Here is a 17,961-nt window from a genome sequence, read left to right as displayed (position 1 = left end):
CAATTATACTTATTTTAATTATACCGCCTCTATCGGCAAAAGTCAACAGTTTTATTTCTCGGAAAGGTATTTTTTCAGATATTGTCCCGTATAGGATCTCTTGCACTTGGCAACTTCCTCGGGAGTGCCCTCGGCTACAATAGTACCGCCGCCGTCTCCGCCCTCGGGACCGAGGTCGATGATGTGGTCTGCGACTTTTATCACGTTGAGGTTGTGCTCAATAACAAGGACCGTATTCCCTTGGTCGGTGAGCTCCTGCAAAACGTCGATGAGCCTGTGGACATCGGCAGTATGCAGACCCGTGGTGGGCTCGTCGAGGATATAGATAGTGCGTCCCGTAGCGCGTTTGGATAGCTCCGTCGAGAGCTTAACGCGCTGAGCTTCACCGCCCGAAAGGGTGGTTGCCGACTGTCCGAGCCTGATATATCCGAGACCGACTTCCTGCAAAGTCCTGAGTTTGCGGGCTATCTTTGGAAGATGCTCAAAGAATTCAACTGCTTCGTCAACGGTCATTTCGAGGACGTCGTATATCGACTTGCCCTTGTAGTGAACTTCGAGAGTCTCGCGATTGTAGCGCTTGCCCTTGCAGACCTCGCACGGTACGTAGATATCGGGCAGGAAGTGCATCTCTATCTTGATTATACCGTCACCCTCGCAGGCTTCGCAGCGTCCGCCCTTGACGTTGAAGCTGAATCGCCCTGCAGTGTAACCGTGAGCCTTGGCATCGGAGGTCTGGGAGAAGAGGTCACGGATATCGTTGAAAACGCCTGTGTAGGTCGCGGGATTTGAGCGGGGAGTACGTCCTATCGGCGACTGGTCTATACAGATGACCTTGTCGAGTTCCTCGATGCCGTCCATTGAGGCAAAGCTTCCGGAACGTATCCTTGCTCGGTTGAGCTTTGCTGCGAGGTGTTTGTAAATGACCTCGTTCACGAGGCTGGATTTTCCGCTGCCCGATACCCCCGTCACGCATACCAGCTTGCCGAGGGGGATAGTTACATCTATGTTTTTGAGATTGTGTTCGGTCGCGCCATGAATCGTCAGGAACTTTCCGCTGCCTTCGCGGCGTTTCTTGGGAAGCGGTATTACCTTCCTGCCGCTGAGGTACTGCCCCGTTATCGAAGCCTTACATTTAAGAAGCTTGTCTACAGTTCCCGCAAACACGACATTTCCGCCGTTCACACCGGCTCCGGGACCGATGTCAACGATATAGTCGGCGGCGAGCATGGTGTCGTCGTCGTGTTCAACTACTATGAGCGTGTTGCCGAGGTCGCGAAGACGTTTCAGTGTCGCGATGAGCTTGTCATTGTCGCGCTGGTGAAGACCTATACTCGGCTCATCGAGAATGTACAGCACCCCAACGAGTGACGAGCCTATCTGCGTAGCAAGGCGTATACGCTGGCTCTCGCCGCCCGAGAGAGTCCCCGCTGCCCGCGAGAGTGTGAGGTATTCAAGTCCGACACTTTTAAGGAAGCCGAGGCGCTCTTTTATCTCCTTGATTATGCGCTCACCGATGAAGCCCTCATGTTCGGTGAGGGTGATGTTCTCAAAAAAGTCGAGACAGTTTCTGACGGAGAAGTCCGTCACTTCACTGATATTTTTTCCTCCGACAGTGACGGCAAGGTACTCGTCACGAAGCCTCTTTCCCTTGCAGACAGGACATTCGACCTCACTCATACACTCCTCGATATCGTTGCGGGAGTAGTCACTGCTCGTCTCGCGGTAGCGTCTTTCGAGGTTGTTGATAACGCCCTCAAACGGTGTTTCGTAAGTACCGCCGCCGAGCGACTTCGGACGTTTCAGCTTTAGCTTTTCATCACCTGTTCCGTAAAGGAAATATCCGAGCTGTTCTTCTGTCAGCTCCTTTACAGGCACATCGAGCGGCACATTGTACTTCTCGGAGATAGCACGGTAGTACATCAGCGATATCGACGCCTCGTCGAGACTGTTCCAGCCGCTTGCCTTGATAGCTCCGCCTTCAATAGTGAAGTCCTTGTTCGGAACGATAAGTTCGGGGTCAATGTGACGGAACACGCCCAATCCCGTACATTTCGGGCAGGCTCCGACAGGATTGTTGAACGAGAACATGACAGGTTCGAGCTCGCCGATGCTTATATTATGCTCAGGGCAGGCGTAATTCTGCGAGAAGAGCATCTCCTCGCCGTCTATCACATCTACGAGCGCAAGTCCCTCAGTAAGCTTGAAGACTGTCTCAAGGCTGTCGGTGATACGCGACTCGATACCCTCTTTTATAACGATACGGTCGACGACAATTTCGATATTATGCTTCTTGTTCTTGTCAAGCTTTATCTCCTCGGCAAGCTCATACATTATCCCGTCGACGCGCACGCGCACAAAGCCCGACTTCCTTGCGGAATCAAGTTCCTTTGTGTACTGTCCCTTGCGGTTGCGGACTATCGGCGCAAGAAGCTGGAGCTTCGTGCCTGCGGGCAGCTCCATTATCGTGTCGACTATCTGGTCTATGCTCTGCTGTGATATAACACGCCCGCATATCGGACAGTGCGGTATGCCTATCCTTGCGTAGAGCAAACGAAGATAGTCATATATCTCGGTTACGGTCCCCACAGTCGAACGCGGGTTCTTGGAGGTAGTCTTCTGGTCAATGGATATAGCAGGGGAAAGCCCCTCGATGCTGTCAACATCAGGCTTTTCCATTTGTCCGAGGAACATTCTCGCGTATGATGAAAGGCTCTCAACGTAGCGGCGCTGACCGTCGGCGTAAATTGTGTCAAAGGCGAGCGAGGACTTGCCCGAGCCCGAAAGTCCTGTCATTACGATGAGCTTGTCACGCGGGAGCTCAAGGTCTATGTTTTTCAGATTGTTGGCGCGTGCGCCTTTAATGATTATCTTGTCTATCATATTTACTCCTTAAAGCGGGTCATTCTCCCTGTAATTCTTTTATCTTATCGCGCAGGTACGCGGCGTGCTCGAATTCAAGCAGTTTCGCGGCGTTCTTCATCTCGGAGGTAAGCTTGTCTATGAGCTGCTGCTTCTCTCCGCCCGAGAGTTTCTTCTTATTGAGCTTCTTTTCGAGTTTGGGCTTCGAGGTTATCTCCAGTACGTCGCGGACATCCTTGATTATCGTTTTAGGAACTATGCCGTGTTCCTTGTTGAAGGCAGTCTGTATGGCGCGTCGGCGTTCGGTCTCGGTGATAGCACGCTCCATGGAGCCCGTTACCGTATCCGCGTACATTATGACCTGTCCCGAAGCGTTTCGCGCGGCTCGTCCGATAGTCTGTATAAGCGAAGTCTCACTTCGGAGGAAGCCTTCCTTGTCAGCATCGAGTATAGCTATGAGACTGACCTCGGGGATATCGAGCCCCTCACGCAGAAGGTTGATACCTACAAGGACGTCGAATACTCCGTTTCGCAGGTCTTTGATTATCTCCATGCGCTCAATTGTGTCGATGTCGTGGTGGAGGTATCGCACCTTCACACCGAGCCCCTCATAGTAGGAGGTCAGGTCCTCAGCCATTTTCTTGGTCAGCGTCGTGACGAGGACGCGCTCGTGCTTCTCCACGCGCTCGTTTATCTCGGAGAGCAGGTCGTCGACCTGTCCCTGAGTGGGCTTGACGATTATCTCGGGGTCGACGAGCCCCGTCGGACGTATGAGCTGCTCGACAATGATATCGGTCTTTTCGCGCTCTATCTGTCCAGGAGTCGCACTGACATATATCGCCTGATGTATGTGAGCGTTGAACTCATCGAAGTTGAGCGGACGGTTATCCATAGCGCTCGGCAGGCGGAAGCCGTAATCGACGAGGGTGGTCTTTCTTGCGCGGTCTCCTGCATACATCGCGCGTACCTGTGGAAGCGTCACGTGGCTCTCATCCACGATGAGGAGGAAGTCCTCGGGGAAGTGGTCCATGAGGGTGAGGGGAGTACTTCCCGCAGGACGTCCCGCAAGTACACGCGAGTAGTTCTCTACGCCCGAACAGTAGCCGACCTCGCGTATCATCTCCATATCGTAGTGAGTGCGCTGTTCTATGCGCTGAGCTTCGATGAGTTTATTGTTCTTCTGGAAGTAGTCGATACGCTCGGCAAGCTCTCGGTCTATCTCCTTGAGGGCATTTTCGAGCTTGTCATCGCCTACGACGTAGTGCGATGCAGGGAAAATAGCCACATGGCTGACAACTGCTTTGACTTCGCCGGTGACAACGTTTATCTCGGAGATGCGGTCGACCTCGTCGCCGAAGTACTCCACACGGACAGCCGTATCGCTCGACCTCGCGGGGAATATCTCGACAACGTCTCCGCGTACTCTGAACCTGTTACGCTCAAAGGCGATGTCGTTGCGCTCGTAGCGTATGCGGACGAGCTCGGAAATAAGCTGGTCGCGAGGTTTTTCGGCTCCCTGACGTATAGAGACGCACATAGAGCGGTATTCGTCAGGGCTTCCGAGAGAGTAAATGCACGATACGCTCGCTACGATGATGACGTCTCTGCGCTCTGCAAGGGCAGTGGTAGCGGAGTGCCGCAGCTTGTCTATCTCGTCGTTTATTGAGGAATCCTTTTCGATGTAACTGTCGGTAGACGGGACATAAGCCTCTGGCTGATAGTAGTCGTAGTAGGAAACGAAGTATTCAACGGCATTTTCGGGGAAGAACTCGCGAAACTCCGAGCAAAGCTGTGCAGCAAGTATCTTGTTGTGAGCGAGCACAAGAGTAGGCTTGTTCACACGGGCTATTACATTAGCCATTGTAAATGTCTTGCCTGAGCCTGTTACTCCGAGTAGTATCTGTTCCTTTTTGCCTGCTTCTATACCTTTGGCGAGCTTATCTATAGCCTGCGGCTGGTCGCCCGCAGGTGCGTAATCCGAGTGGAGAACGAAATGGTCCATAGCTAACCTCCTTGATACGATTATGTCTGTCTATTATTATAACACATTTGCTCCCAAATAGCAAGAACAAAATTTCTTTTGTGTAAAAACGCTCGTGAGAAACGTCGATGCGGCCTACATTCGTCTCTTTCCGAGCTGCCAAAACGCCACAGCAGAAGCTGCTGCAACGTTCAGCGAATCTACTTCATTTGACATCGGTATGCAGACCTTATAGTCCGAAGCGGTTATAGTTTCATGTGAGAGTCCGTCACCTTCCGCTCCAAGCACGACTGCGAGTTTTTCCTCCGAGTTTAGCTGCTCATCGTCGATATCCACGCTGTCAGAGACAAGAGCCATCGCCGCCGTCTTATAGCCAAGCGAATGAAGGAGCTCCATGTCCGTCAGCGGAGAGTCCATATACGTCCACGGCACCTGAAAGACAGTCCCCATGCTCACGCGCGAAGAGCGCCGATACAACGGGTCTGAGCAAGTATTTGTGAGTATTACCGCCTCTATCCCGAGTGCAGCTGCCGAGCGGAAAATAGCTCCCACGTTGGTAGGGTTCACTACATTTTCCAGTACAGCTATCCTTTTGGCATTGCTGCACAGTTCCTCGGGAGCGGGCAGCCGACGTCTTCTCATTGCACAAACAACACCGCGTATTAGCTTAAAGCCTGTCAGCTCCGTGATGATATCACTGTCAGCTGTATATACAGGCACATTCGCTGCCGCTGTGACTTCAGCCGCTTCTCCATCGATGTCGCGGCGTTCACAGAGCATCGACAGCGGCTCATATCCGGCTCGGAGCGCCCGCTCTATTACCTTCGGGCTCTCTGTGAGGAATATACCTGCTTCAGGTTCGTACCAGTGCAGCAGCTGCGGCTCTCTTTGCGGACGATACATCGCAAGTTCGGGTGCCTCTATGTTATCAAATTCTATAATTTCTGGCATAATATCACCTTTTTTAAGTAGCATTGCTACAATTATAACACAAACGATTTTTAATGTAAACACTTAGTTGAGGAAGATTTGAGAAATGCGGAATATAATGACAGAGTAAACTAATACAGGAGGGATATTATGCTCGAATTAAAAGGCATAAAGAAGGATTACCTTGCGGGCGAGAACACCGTTCACGCATTGAAGGGTATCGACCTTAAATTCAGACAGTCGGAATTTGTTGCCATCCTCGGTCCGTCGGGCTGCGGAAAGACAACGATGCTCAACATCATCGGCGGTCTTGACAAGTACACGGAGGGCGACCTCGTCATCAACGGACGCTCCACCAAGGAGTACAAGGACCGTGACTGGGACTCCTACCGCAACCACTCCATAGGCTTCGTTTTCCAGAGCTACAACCTCATTCCTCATCAGACCGTGCTCCGCAATGTAGAGCTCGCGCTGACGCTCTCGGGCGTATCCAAGAATGAACGAGTTGAACGTGCAAAGAAGGCTCTCGAGAAGGTCGGGCTCGGGAACCAGTTCAACAAGCGTCCGTCTGAGATGTCGGGCGGACAGATGCAGCGTGTAGCTATCGCACGTGCTATCGTCAATGACCCCGATATCATCCTCGCAGATGAGCCTACGGGAGCTCTCGACACCGTAACGAGTGAGCAGGTAATGGATATCCTCAAGGATATATCCAAGGACAGACTCGTTATCATGGTCACACATAACCCCGAGCTCGCAGAGAGATACTCCACCCGTATCGTGCGTATGCTCGACGGCGTTATCAAGGAGGACTCCGCTCCGCTGACCGAGAAGGAGATACAGATGGAGGAAGTCCGTGACAAGACCCTGCAGGACGAGGAAGCGGGCGTAAAAAAGAAGAAGCCCTCTATGTCATTCATGACCTCGCTCGGACTTTCGATGAAGAACCTCTTCACCAAGAAGGGGCGCACTATGCTGACATCCTTCGCAGGAAGTATCGGCATCATCGGTATCGCCCTTATATACGCAGTATCACAGGGCTTCCAGAACTACATCGACGACATACAGGAGGAGACGCTTTCCTCATATCCTCTCGCTATCGAGCACACAAACACCGACCTCTCGGCAATAATGGAGACATTCATGAAGCTCGGCAGCGGTGATATCGACCACGATAAGGACGCTGTATACAAGCGCTCGGCTGTCTATGAGATAGTCAACGCCTTCAACGATAAGGAGAATTCGGAAAACGACCTCAAATCGTTCAAGGCTTACATTGAAGAGCAGAAAGCGGATGAGGGCTCCAAGCTCAACAGCGCTCTTAACGGCGTTCAGTATGCATACGATTACGATATGCTCGTCTATACCAAAAACGTTGACGGCGATATCATCATCTCTGATGCCGAGCAGCTCATGACCGAGCTCATGGCAGAAGCTATGAACATTGATATGTCAGCGATGTCGAGCATGAACAGCGGCTCAATGATGGGCGAAATGATGGGCAGCAGTATGCAGATGAAGCTTTGGCAGGAAATGCTCTCGGGCGAAAACGGCAAAAAAGTCAGCCCTCTCCTTGAAAAGCAGTATGATGTCGTTTACGGTTCATGGCCGAACAGCTATGACGAGGTCGTGCTCGTACTCGATAAGAACAACGAGCTCAACGACGTTGTGCTTTATGCTCTCGGTCTTGAGACAAAAGAGGAGATAGACAAGATCATGACTGCTGCTATGGACGGTACTACAAAGGTCGAGTTCAATCAGCAGCAGTGGAGCTACGAGGATATATGCAACAGAACTTACCGCGTAGTCCTCAACTCCGACTGCTTCAAGTACGACAAGGCTACCAATACTTACTCCGACCTCCGAGATACCGAGGCAGGTATGACCTATCTCTATGACAACGGTATCGACATCAAGGTCAGCGGTATCATCCGCCCGAGCGAAGACTCAAAGACTGCCATGCTCACGGGCGCTATAGGATACACGAGCGACCTGACCCGCTATATCATCGAAAACTCACACGACGCCGACGTTATCAAGGCTCAGCTCGATGCTCCCGAAAAAGATGTTATCTCGGGACTTCCTTTCAAGCCCGCAGCCGGAACTCTCACCGACGAGGAGAAGCAGGAGCTCTTCCGCACTTATGTCGACGGAAAGGGCGACGCCGATAAAACCGCACTCTATGTTCAGATCATGAGCACTCCCAAGCAAGATGAGCTAGCACAGATGACTGCCGAGGCTATGAAGGACGTCAAGCGTGAGGATATGGAGACAGCGCTCGTACAGATGCTCACTCAGCAGATGGGAGTCGCCGAAAACGATATTCGAGGTTATCTCTCGCAGATGAGTGACGACGACCTCACCGCCGCTTATACTCAGGGCGTTCAGGAGCAGATAAAGGCTCAGTACGCTCAGCAGGTAATGGAGCAGCTCGGTACTATGGAACCCGATCAGATGCTTGCGGCTCTCGACCAGATGATGAAGGATATGAAGGCTTCCGATGCAGCTTACTTTTATGATGAGATAGTTGAGTTCTCAAATGCAACATACGAAGATAACCTCCGCAAAATGGGCTATATCGACCTCGACGACCCGTCAATGATAAGTCTGTATTCCAAGTCGTTTGAGAAAAAAGACGTCATAGAGGACGTTATCAAGGACTACAACGAGGGCAAAGACGAACTTGACGCCATCAAATACACCGACTACATCGGTCTTATGATGAGCAGCATCACCACTATAATCAATGCCATCACTTACGTGCTCATCGCTTTCGTCAGCATCTCGCTCATCGTTTCCTCAATAATGATAGGAGTTATCACGCTGATCTCTGTTCAGGAACGCACCAAGGAGATAGGTATACTCCGTGCGATAGGTGCTTCCAAGCGAAACGTAAGCAATATGTTCAATGCAGAAACTATGCTCATAGGCTTTACATCGGGACTTCTCGGAGTCATTGTTTCATGGCTCGCAACATTCCCGATAAATGCTATAATCAAAGGTCTGACAGGCATTACGAACCTCAAGTCTGTTCTGCCTTTGCCCGCAGCAGTTATACTCATAATGATAAGTGTAATGCTCACACTTATCTCGGGTATCATTCCCTCGAGAAGCGCAGCTAAGAAAGACCCTGTTGTTGCTCTCAGAACAGAATAATAATGATTCAGCGGCGTAACTTCTCGCCGCTGAAAAAAAGAGGTATCACTGTGAAAGTGATACCTCTTTTTTATCGTATATAAAGCAATTACAGTTTGCTGTGGAAGGTACGTGAAATAACGTCGTCCTGCTGTTCCTTTGTGAGTTTGACGAAATTGACAGCGTATCCCGATACTCTGACTGTGAGCTGAGGGTACTTCTCGGGATGTGCCTGTGCATCAAGCAGAGTTTCACGTGTGAAAACATTTACATTAAGATGATGTCCGCCCTTCTTGACATAGCCGTCGAGAAGTTCAATAAGGTTATCTACCTGTTTATCATTAGCCATAATTATCCTCCTTTATTCGTCGTTATCTATAGCTTCCTCTGTAGGCTGACAGCACGCGCCCTTTACACCGCATATGTCTGTGCTTTTTACAGTGTCGACTTTCAGCCCGTCACCTTCAGCGGAAGTAACATTTATATGACCGCTTCCCTGCGAAAACAGAGCGTCTATCAGTTTTGCAAGCTCCTCAGGGCTTCTGTCCGCGGGGGTAAGAATATCCTCATTCATCGTCAGCCTCCGCAGCAAGCCTGTCAAGGTCGATATCGCCTGCAAACACCTGCATATCCTTTCCGAGAGCATCGGGTATTATCGAGAATGTATTAGAGATACCGTCCTGAGCGTTGCGGAAGGGGAGCTTTGCAACGGAAGCGAGCGATGCAACGGCTCCGTGAGTATCTCTGCCGTGCATGGGATTAGCTCCCGGAGCAAGCGGCACTCCCTGTTTGCGTCCGTCAGGAGTATTGCCTGTCTTCTTGCCGTATACGACATTCGACGTGATGGTAAGTATAGACATCGTAGGAACGCCGTCACGGTAAGTGTGGTGCTTTCTTATGCAGTCCATAAAGTAGCGGACAACGGTACAAGCGATCTGGTCGACACGGTCGTCGTTATTTCCGTATTTCGGGAAATCTCCTTCTATCTCGTAGTCAACAATGACATTCTTTGCAACGTCAACAACATTGCCTGCTTTGTCCTTAATTTCAATATCCTTACGGATAGGCTTGACTTTAGCGTACTTGATTGCGGAAAGCGAATCGGCAACAACTGAAAGTCCTGCGATACCCGTCGCAAAATAGCGCTTGACGTCACGGTCGTGCAAAGCCATTTGAAGTCTCTCATAGCTGTACTTGTCATGCATATAGTGTATGACATTGAGAGTGTTCACGTAAAGTCCCGCGAGCCACTCCATCATATCCTTGTACTTGCTCCATACGTCATCGTAGTCGAGATATTCAGTATCTACAGGGCGGAACTTAGGTCCAACCTGCAAGCCGAGACGTTCGTCTATACCACCGTTTATCGCATAAAGAAGGCATTTTGCAAGGTTGGCTCTTGCACCGAAGAACTGCATCTCCTTGCCGACTACCATCGAAGAAACACAGCAGGCGATAGCGTAGTCATCACCGTGTATCTCACGCATCATATCATCATTCTCGTACTGGATAGACGAGGTCTGTATCGACATTTTCGCACAGTAGACCTTGAAATTGCGCGGGAGCTTCGTTGACCAAAGGACAGTCATATTCGGCTCGGGAGCAGTTCCGAGGTTCTCAAGGGTGTGCAGATAGCGGAAGCTGTTCTTTGTTACGAGGTGATGACCGTCGACCAGCAGACCGCCGATAGATTCGGTTATCCATGTCGGGTCGCCCGAGAAAAGCTCATTATACTCTGGAGTACGCGCAAACTTGACTATACGAAGCTTCATTATGAAATGGTCGATGAGCTCCTGAGCCTGTTCCTCGGTGATAAGACCGCGGTCGAGGTCACGCTGGATATAGATATCGAGGAAAGTGGAGGTGCGTCCGAGCGACATCGCAGCACCGTTCTGCTCTTTGACAGCGGCGAGATAACCGAAGTACAGCCACTGAACAGCCTCCTTCGCATTTGCGGCAGGCTTGGAGATATCGAATCCGTATATCTCACCGAGCTTCTTGAGGTCTTCAAGAGCGCGGACCTGCTCGGCAAGTTCCTCGCGGAGACGAATATTCCTCGAGGTCATTCTTACGAGCGAAGTATCTATCTGATGCTTCTTGTCCTTTATGAGTATGTCCACACCATAGAGTGCAACACGCCTGTAATCGCCGATGATACGGCCTCTGCCGTAAGCATCGGGCAGACCTGTGAGTATAGCGGAATGGCGTGCGAGCCTCATCTCGGGAGTGTACGCATCGAAAACGCCCTGATTGTGGGTCTTGCGGTACTTTGTGAATATCTCAACGACCTCAGGGTCAACTTCATATCCATACTCCTTGCAAGCCTGCTGAGCCATACGGATACCGCCGAAAGGCTGGAGGGCACGCTTGAAAGGCTTGTCCGTCTGGAGACCGACTATCTGTTCGAGCTCCTTGTCGATATAGCCTGCACCGTGGGAGGTTATAGTTGAAATGATCTTTGTGTCCATGTCAAGAACTCCGCCTGCCTCACGCTCCTGACGCGAGAGCTCCATCACCTCAGCCCACAGCTTCTTAGTCGCTTCAGTAGGACCCGCAAGAAAGCTTTCATCACCGTCATACGGCGTATAGTTATGCTTTATGAAGTTTCTGACGTTGATAGAGGTATTGCACCATCTTTCTTCGTTGAAGCCCTCCCATTCCTTGGGGAATTCCTTCAGATACTCAAACATAGAATCAAGACTCCTTCTTATTTGTTGTCGATTTTTCTGAGCGGACGAGCTGTTTCTCTTTCTTTTTAGTTCTCTTTTCTTTATCCTTTGGCTTTTTCTCATTCTCCCGAGCAGGGGAGGCGATCCCAAGCCTCTTTTCTCTTGCTTCAAGCACGTCGAACGAAAGCTTATATACAGTAGCCGCGAGAGGTACTCCGACGAGCATACCAACGATGCCGAAAAGCCCGCCGCCGACAGTTACTGCCGCAAGCACCCATATTCCGGGCAGACCGATAGAGTCGCCTACTACCTTCGGGTAGATGATATTGCCCTCAAACTGCTGTAAGATGATGAGGAATATGAGGAAAATGACTGCCTGCATAGGGTTCTCGGTCATAATGATGAAAGCGCTGAACCCCGCACCGATGAAAGCACCGACAATGGGGATAAGAGCTGTTACGCCAACAAGGGTACCGCTCATTGCGGCATACGGAAGTTTCAGCACCGTCATGCCGATGAAGCACAGCGAACCGAGGATTATAGCCTCGATGAACTGTCCGACGAAGAAATTGCGGAAACACTCGTGCCCTGTCTTGCAGACGTGATTGATTATCCTGTTGAACTTCTCGGAGAAGTAAGCTGCCTGAATACGGTTTATATCGGACAGTATCTTATCCTTGCGGAGAAGAAGATATATCGCGAATATGAAGGCGATGATGTAGTTGGTGACATAACCTGCAACGGTGCTCACCAACCCTACTGCGGAGCTGATAATGCCTATAACGCCATGCTGAACGAAATAGGAAACGTTCTCGGTAACAGAGGTCCAGTCAAGCTCCTTGACATCGAACTCATTGAAAATCTCGTTGGCCTGGTGCTGAAGCTCGGGGTATTCACTGAGCTTTTTCAGGATAAAGACCTTGCAGTCGTTGTAGAGCGGCGGAACTTTGGTAGTGATGAGCTTGACCGCGTTGATTATCTCTGGGATGATAATATTGAGCACAAGTGCAAGTATAGCGGCAGCACTCAGGAGCGACAGTACAAGGCAGACTGGTCTGCGAGTGACCTTTACAAATTTCTTCTCGCTTTTCGGGAAGTATTTGGTCTCATACCACCGCATAATAATGTTGATGATGTAAGCGATGACAGCTCCGAGAGCAAGAGGGTAGAGCGATTTTGCTCCCAATGAGAGTATTTTTCCGAAAAACGAAAAATTCTTGATTATAAAACAAGAAATGATAGCGATGACAGCGATGATGATATAGCGCTTTAGGTATTTTCTATCCATTTTAACGAAACGGCAGAAGCCGTGCCTCCTGATGATTCTATAAGAATATTATACAACAGTTATCGGTTTATGTCACGCTTATAATTGTTAATTTTTTGTGAACGACTTTTACAAATTTTACTTGACCGTTCCGACTTGTCGTGATATAATATAATGTGTCCTCAATATCCGCCATCATGCGCTTATTGCTCCGAACCCTGTTCGGAGAGCGCATATCCTTTATGTTTTTTGAAAATTGCGCGTCACATTATTAATGTCAAGTTCCTTTTGCCATAAAAGGGAAAACATACATTAACCTATATCAGAGTGAGGTGATATGCTTGAACAGCAATTTTAGTTCAAATTCCCGCGTTCTGTACTCTATAGGACGTGTTACCGTAGATAAGAGCCTCCACACCCAGAGCGGCAGCGAGGCGTTTTTCAGCTATTTCGGCAATAACGTTACTTATTCGATAAAACGAACCATAGATGAAGAAGACTTTCCGCGCCTTGAGGAGTGCATCTCCAAGGCTGAAGCAGGCACGATACAACGCACGGTCATCCGCATGAAGGGTGTGAACGGGATGCTCCGCTGGGTGCTCGCCTCCGTAAAGCTCATTGACAGCACAGGAGAAGAACCGCTTTACACGATAGAGCTCTGTGACGTATTCTCTCTTGAGGGCATAGCTCGAAAGCACGAGAAAGCCCTCAGCGAATACAGATACGTCCTGAGTCTCGGAAGCGACCTCGCATTTGAGTACAGCTTTGAGACCCGTCATATCCGCATATATATGTTCGACTGCTGCCGTGAGATAGTTCTTGCGGACGAGGAACTTGAAAAGTGGCAGTCCGAAGCAATAGACCGCGGCTGGGTGCTCTCACGGTATATCGAAGCTTTCAATACGCTCTGCCGTGATATCAAGAACGGAGTATACCGTTTCGATTATGAATTCGAGTCCTCGCTCCTCACGGGAGGCAGGAACCGTGAAATGTGCCTTTTCAGAGGCATCACACGCTATGATGCTCCCGACTCAAAAAAGGTCAGCGGTATCATATCTGTTATAAATTCGCGCCAAAAAACCAAAGAAACCAATCTTGCTCTCGAAACCAACAAAGACTCTCTTTCGGGTCTGCTGAACAAGCGGACAGTAACAGCTTTTGCCAAGGGCATACTCTCATCCAAGCCCTCGCACAGCGTAAATATCGTTATCCTTGACATTGACAATTTCACAGACATCAATTCTGGCTACGGACACCTTTTCGGAGATGAGGTCATTTACACTGTAGCAAACATAATCAAACGGCAAATCGGTATTCGCGGAATTGCAGGACGTATCAGCGGAGGCGGATTCTTGATAGTCCTTGAAAATACAAAGGACGAGGAGGATCTTCGCGGAGTTCTTCGCGCGATAAGAACAAACATCGAACTTGCATTCGGCGACCGCTTTGAGAGTTTCCGCGTGACCTGCTCGATGGGAGTATCTACTTATCCGTCGGACAGCTCGGACTATGATGAACTCTTTATGCAGGCTGATAAAGCATTGTATATCGCGCAGCAAAAGGGTCAGAACCGCTACGTGATCTATGACGTCGAGAAGCACGGTCCCGTCGATAAGGACGCAGACAAAAAAACAGTCTACCTTACAGCACAGAAGGACACTTCGGAGAAGCTCGCCTTCGCGCAGAGTTTATCCGAGAGCCTTGTATTAGGCAGGGTCCCCGATATCTCAGTCCTTCTCGAGCAGATACGCTCAGCATTTGACCTTGATGATATCTGTGTATTTGCAGGCAATAAAATGGACCTGATACTGAGCTGCTCCAATGCCTCTTCGAGAAATGCCGCATATCTGCTGAAAGGGGAGTATACTTCTCATTTTTCCGGTGACGGTCTACTCGCGATAGATAATGTCAACGAACTTGAAGGGCGTGAGGACGAGGCTTTCAAACAGCTAGCCGAAGAAAACATCGGCGGCGCAGTACAATATCTTATGACTGACGAAAGCGTGATAAAGGGCATGGTATCTTTCTGCTACGTCGGACGCTTCAAGAAATGGTCAGTATCGGATATGAATTATTTTGCCGTCCTCGGCAGGCTGATAACGTCCATACTCAAAAAACAAGCATTCATATAAAAATCAAGGAGTACCCGACGGTACTCCTTATTCTTTAACCAAACATTTTAGCGAATACCTCGGGGAAACCGTAGCACAGCGTACACATTATCGCAGATGCAAGGCAGAGTCCGAGGAATATAGCGGGAACGCTCTTCTTGAGCGGTATGCGGCGAAGTACAGCTATAAGCGAGCCTGTCCACGCTCCTGTGCCCGGAAGAGGTATCCCTACGAAGAACAAAAGGAAGAAGAACTCGCCACGCTCCATTTTTTCACTTTTGTTGAGAGCCTTGTTTTCAAGGAATCTGACAAAAGGACAGAGCAGAGGTATCTCGTGCTTCTTGATGAATTCAAAGATTTTGTCGATAAACAGCAGTATAAACGGTATGGGTATGATATTGCCTATCATACAAGCCCATATAGCCTTCCAAAGCTCAAGGTCAAGAAGTCGGGCGGCGATTATACCTCCGCGAAGTTCAACTATGGGGAACAGTGATACAAGGAGTGGGATGAGCCACTCGGGTATTCCGTGCTGCGCGAGCCATTCTGTCATTGTCTCGGTGATTTCTCTCATATTTGTTATCCTTTCTTTTTAACGTCTTTTCTATTATGGCATATTTTCGGGAAATAGTCAAGTACCAAAACAAAAAAGAGCGAGAATATATTTTATCCTCGCTCAGCATTTGTAATGTTCACACTCCGTAAGCAGCTCTGTATTCGAGCATTTTGTCAAGGTACTCCTTGCCTGGGACTATGTCGCTGCGGATAGCTTCGATGATATCCTCCATGGTTACGATAGGATATACAGTAACGCCGAAATCACGCTTTACTTCCTGTACGGCTGAAAGCTCGCCCGTTCCCTTCTCCATGCGGTCAACAGTGATGACCATACCTGTAACATCAACATCAGCCGCACCCTTGAGCTTAGGCATTGATTCGCGAAGCGCCTTGCCCGAAGTCATAACATCGTCAATGATAACGACCTTCTCGCCGTCAACGAGGGTCTTGCCGACGAACATTCCGCCCTCTCCGTGGTCCTTAGCCTCCTTGCGGTCGAAACAGTAGTTGACATCGATGCCGAACTTGTTGCTGAGAGCCACAACAGCCGAAACAGCAAGCGGTATACCCTTATAGGCAGGTCCGAAAAGAGTTTCTACAGGGATATTGTTAGCGTGTATGCACTCGGCATAGTACTCGCCGAGCTTTGCAAGCTGAGCGCCTGTCTTGTAGTTGCCGCAGTTGATGAAGTATGGAGCTTTTCTGCCGCTTTTCAGCGTGAATTCGCCGAATGTGAGTACTCCGCACTCAACCATGAATTTGATGAAGCTTTCTTTGTAAGTCATTGAATCTACCTCCGTTTATTTTACGCTGTTTTATAAGCGGTTTTACCGATTTGTATTTTTACGCACTCCGCGGGACAGACGTTTCAGAAAACGTAACCGCACTCGGGACAGCGCGGATAATCTATGTCGAGCTCTGTATGACACTCGGGACAGTTCTTCTTCGGGAGCTTGTCGATATTGTCGTCGATATCGTAGTCGTAATCTTTGGTGAAGCCTACCTGCCGCACGCGGAGGAATACTCCCGCAACGACACCGCAGTCCTGACAGAAGAAGCCCGTTGTCTCGGACTTATCTGTTTCCGCAACAAGTTTATCGCCCTCGTACCATGATATTTTCGGGTATGCATAGCTGCTCATAGCTCCGACACCGTGAACCCCCACAACAAATTTCCCTATTTTCATACGTTTACCGCAGCTGCCGCATATCATTTGCTCACCTCCGAAAGATGGTATATAATAGTATAACACAAAAAAGAAAAGAATGCAAGATTTTACAGCCGAAACCATACAAATAAAAAAATATCCTCAGATTGCAAAATTATACTTGAAAAATTCATTCGGACAGGTTATAATAATAAGGTAATGCTTTTTATAACGGTGTGCCGCGTACCGTAAACGGGCAGCCACGTAAGGCTTGGAGTGAAAATGGGAAAAAAACGTGTAGTACAGCATAAATCAAAGAAAAAAAAGGACAAACCCTTTATAAAATTCAGTGCGGGAATGCTTATATTCCTCTTTCTGTTGTCATTTACAGCCTGTTTTGTGCTGTATATGCTCGCCGCTAACTTCAACAGCAATTTCTTTGCAGACGAATTCGGAACCTCCGAGATCGTGACCGAAGAGGCATCAGATACCACGGAATCCGCCACGGACAGCACAGAAAGTGAAGAGGTCGAGGACGTTCCCGCGCCCGACGGTCTTACCAATCCAGTGCCGCAGTCCTCTGCGATGAGTGCGGACTATCTTGGCGACTGCTGCCTGATAACAGACTCGACTCTTATTCAAATGGCAGACTTCGGAAGCTTTAACAAGGATAACATATTCGGCAGCACGGAACTCACGACCGCAAACTGCGGTACGACAAAGGTCGACAGCAATTTCGGAAACGCTACCGTTTACGATATTGTAAAGAACAAGAAACCGAACGTCGTATACATCATGCTCGGCAGCGACCTCGGAACATCTTCAACTGATGACATGATAGCAAGCTATACGACGCTTGTAAATAATCTCCACGGCTCACTTCCGACTATGGAGATATACGTTATGCAGATACCTCCTGTCATCTACGATTCCGATGTCAAATCCAACGAGAAAGTGAACGACTTCAATAAGAGGCTCCTTGCAATGTGTAATACGATAGGCGTTCACTGCATCGACACAAACACCGCTCTCAAGAATGAGAGTGGGGCTCTCAAGGAAGATTACTGGTCGTATGACACTCTCGCGCTCTCAAAAGAGGCGTATTCGGCTATTTGCGAGTACATACTTACACATACTGCATAATTTCACAGTCCCGAACACAATATATTGTGCTCGGGACTTTACACTCAGTATACAAATACAAGATGACGATATATAGCCAAATTATGGATTTTGACGCATTTTATTGTCGAACAGTACCAGTTTTATCCAACTTTCCACACCTCTGATTTGCTATAACGTAC

13 protein-coding genes are annotated in these 17,961 nt (G+C 49.2%); 3 read left to right on the top strand and 10 right to left on the bottom strand.

Annotation, left to right across the window (positions count from 1 at the left end; all coding sequences use genetic code 11):
* Positions 1-51: 51 nt before the first annotated feature.
* The 3 genes from uvrA to BMX22_RS00850 all read right to left on the bottom strand — a co-directional run bounded on the left by uvrA (position 52) and on the right by BMX22_RS00850 (position 5,791).
* Complete coding sequence (uvrA, locus tag BMX22_RS00860) at positions 52-2,880, bottom strand: excinuclease ABC subunit UvrA (RefSeq protein WP_074740043.1); 2,829 nt, start codon at positions 2,878-2,880, stop codon at positions 52-54.
* Between the two features lie 19 nt (positions 2,881-2,899).
* Positions 2,900-4,861: an excinuclease ABC subunit UvrB gene (uvrB, locus tag BMX22_RS00855; RefSeq protein ID WP_074740042.1), complete on the bottom strand. Its 1,962-nt coding sequence runs from the start codon at positions 4,859-4,861 to the stop codon at positions 2,900-2,902.
* A 114-nt stretch (positions 4,862-4,975) separates the two neighbouring features.
* The gene (locus BMX22_RS00850) at positions 4,976-5,791 is read right to left on the bottom strand and encodes a TrmH family RNA methyltransferase (RefSeq protein ID WP_074740041.1); all 816 of its coding nucleotides are present in this window, start codon (positions 5,789-5,791) and stop codon (positions 4,976-4,978) included.
* 129 nt (positions 5,792-5,920) lie between these two features.
* Between BMX22_RS00850 and BMX22_RS00845 the strand changes: the two genes are divergently transcribed.
* The gene (locus tag BMX22_RS00845; RefSeq protein WP_074740040.1) at positions 5,921-8,926 is read left to right on the top strand and encodes an ABC transporter ATP-binding protein/permease; all 3,006 of its coding nucleotides are present in this window, start codon (positions 5,921-5,923) and stop codon (positions 8,924-8,926) included.
* A gap of 88 nt (positions 8,927-9,014) precedes the next feature.
* Here the strand turns inward: BMX22_RS00845 and grcA3 are convergent, their stop codons facing one another.
* Genes grcA3 through BMX22_RS00825 form a run of 4 tightly spaced genes read right to left on the bottom strand, consistent with a single transcriptional unit; the run spans position 9,015 to position 12,862 of the window.
* Positions 9,015-9,254, bottom strand: coding sequence for an autonomous glycyl radical cofactor GrcA3 (gene grcA3, locus BMX22_RS00840; protein WP_074740039.1), 240 nt, complete (start codon positions 9,252-9,254; stop codon positions 9,015-9,017).
* Positions 9,255-9,266: 12 nt separating this feature from the next.
* On the bottom strand, positions 9,267-9,479 hold the full coding sequence (locus tag BMX22_RS00835) for a hypothetical protein (protein WP_074740038.1): 213 nt from the start codon (positions 9,477-9,479) through the stop codon (positions 9,267-9,269).
* The gene (pflB, locus tag BMX22_RS00830) at positions 9,472-11,595 is read right to left on the bottom strand and encodes a formate C-acetyltransferase (protein WP_074740037.1); all 2,124 of its coding nucleotides are present in this window, start codon (positions 11,593-11,595) and stop codon (positions 9,472-9,474) included. The genes BMX22_RS00835 and pflB overlap by 8 nt, the downstream gene beginning before the upstream one ends.
* Positions 11,596-11,599: 4 nt before the next feature.
* Entirely contained in the window at positions 11,600-12,862 is a 1,263-nt protein-coding gene (locus BMX22_RS00825; RefSeq protein ID WP_074740036.1) for an AI-2E family transporter, read from the bottom strand.
* 320 nt (positions 12,863-13,182) lie between these two features.
* On the opposite strand from BMX22_RS00825, the gene BMX22_RS00820 reads away from it, so the two are divergent.
* A complete protein-coding gene (locus BMX22_RS00820) occupies positions 13,183-14,973 on the top strand; it encodes a GGDEF domain-containing protein (RefSeq protein WP_074740035.1) in 1,791 nt (596 codons plus the stop codon).
* Positions 14,974-15,007: 34 nt separating this feature from the next.
* Here the strand turns inward: BMX22_RS00820 and BMX22_RS00815 are convergent, their stop codons facing one another.
* From BMX22_RS00815 to BMX22_RS00805, 3 genes are all read right to left on the bottom strand, one after another.
* Positions 15,008-15,526 (bottom strand): COG2426 family protein, encoded by a 519-nt coding sequence (locus BMX22_RS00815; protein WP_074740034.1) that lies wholly within the window; start codon positions 15,524-15,526, stop codon positions 15,008-15,010.
* A gap of 118 nt (positions 15,527-15,644) precedes the next feature.
* Entirely contained in the window at positions 15,645-16,295 is a 651-nt protein-coding gene (gene pyrE / locus BMX22_RS00810; protein ID WP_074740033.1) for an orotate phosphoribosyltransferase, read from the bottom strand.
* Between the two features lie 83 nt (positions 16,296-16,378).
* The gene (locus tag BMX22_RS00805; protein WP_074740032.1) at positions 16,379-16,723 is read right to left on the bottom strand and encodes a zinc ribbon domain-containing protein; all 345 of its coding nucleotides are present in this window, start codon (positions 16,721-16,723) and stop codon (positions 16,379-16,381) included.
* A 216-nt stretch (positions 16,724-16,939) separates the two neighbouring features.
* Here BMX22_RS00805 and BMX22_RS00800 point away from each other — a divergent pair, with 216 nt between their 5' ends.
* Entirely contained in the window at positions 16,940-17,800 is an 861-nt protein-coding gene (locus tag BMX22_RS00800) for a GDSL-type esterase/lipase family protein (RefSeq protein WP_074740031.1), read from the top strand.
* Positions 17,801-17,961 lie beyond the last annotated feature (161 nt).

The sequence above is a fragment of the Ruminococcus sp. YRD2003 genome (assembly GCA_900109435.1).
Lineage (GTDB): Bacteria > Bacillota > Clostridia > Oscillospirales > Ruminococcaceae > Ruminococcus > Ruminococcus flavefaciens_G.
The sequence above is the reverse complement of the archived record's forward strand: the minus strand, read 5'-3'. Positions and strand labels throughout refer to the sequence as shown.

Excerpts from the sequence above, each read along its gene's own strand:
- pyrE (WP_074740033.1), bottom strand. The coding sequence starts at position 16,295 with ATGACTTACAAAGAAAGCTTCATCAAATTCATGGTTGAGTGCGGAGTA.
- pflB (WP_074740037.1), bottom strand. The coding sequence starts at position 11,595 with ATGTTTGAGTATCTGAAGGAATTCCCCAAGGAATGGGAGGGCTTCAAC.
- grcA3 (WP_074740039.1), bottom strand. The coding sequence starts at position 9,254 with ATGGCTAATGATAAACAGGTAGATAACCTTATTGAACTTCTCGACGGC.
- uvrB (WP_074740042.1), bottom strand. The coding sequence starts at position 4,861 with ATGGACCATTTCGTTCTCCACTCGGATTACGCACCTGCGGGCGACCAG.
- uvrA (WP_074740043.1), bottom strand. The coding sequence starts at position 2,880 with ATGATAGACAAGATAATCATTAAAGGCGCACGCGCCAACAATCTGAAA.
- BMX22_RS00835 (WP_074740038.1), bottom strand. The coding sequence starts at position 9,479 with ATGAATGAGGATATTCTTACCCCCGCGGACAGAAGCCCTGAGGAGCTT.
- BMX22_RS00845 (WP_074740040.1), top strand. The coding sequence starts at position 5,921 with ATGCTCGAATTAAAAGGCATAAAGAAGGATTACCTTGCGGGCGAGAAC.
- BMX22_RS00800 (WP_074740031.1), top strand. The coding sequence starts at position 16,940 with ATGGGAAAAAAACGTGTAGTACAGCATAAATCAAAGAAAAAAAAGGAC.
- BMX22_RS00825 (WP_074740036.1), bottom strand. The coding sequence starts at position 12,862 with ATGGATAGAAAATACCTAAAGCGCTATATCATCATCGCTGTCATCGCT.
- BMX22_RS00850 (WP_074740041.1), bottom strand. The coding sequence starts at position 5,791 with ATGCCAGAAATTATAGAATTTGATAACATAGAGGCACCCGAACTTGCG.
- BMX22_RS00815 (WP_074740034.1), bottom strand. The coding sequence starts at position 15,526 with ATGAGAGAAATCACCGAGACAATGACAGAATGGCTCGCGCAGCACGGA.
- BMX22_RS00805 (WP_074740032.1), bottom strand. The coding sequence starts at position 16,723 with ATGATATGCGGCAGCTGCGGTAAACGTATGAAAATAGGGAAATTTGTT.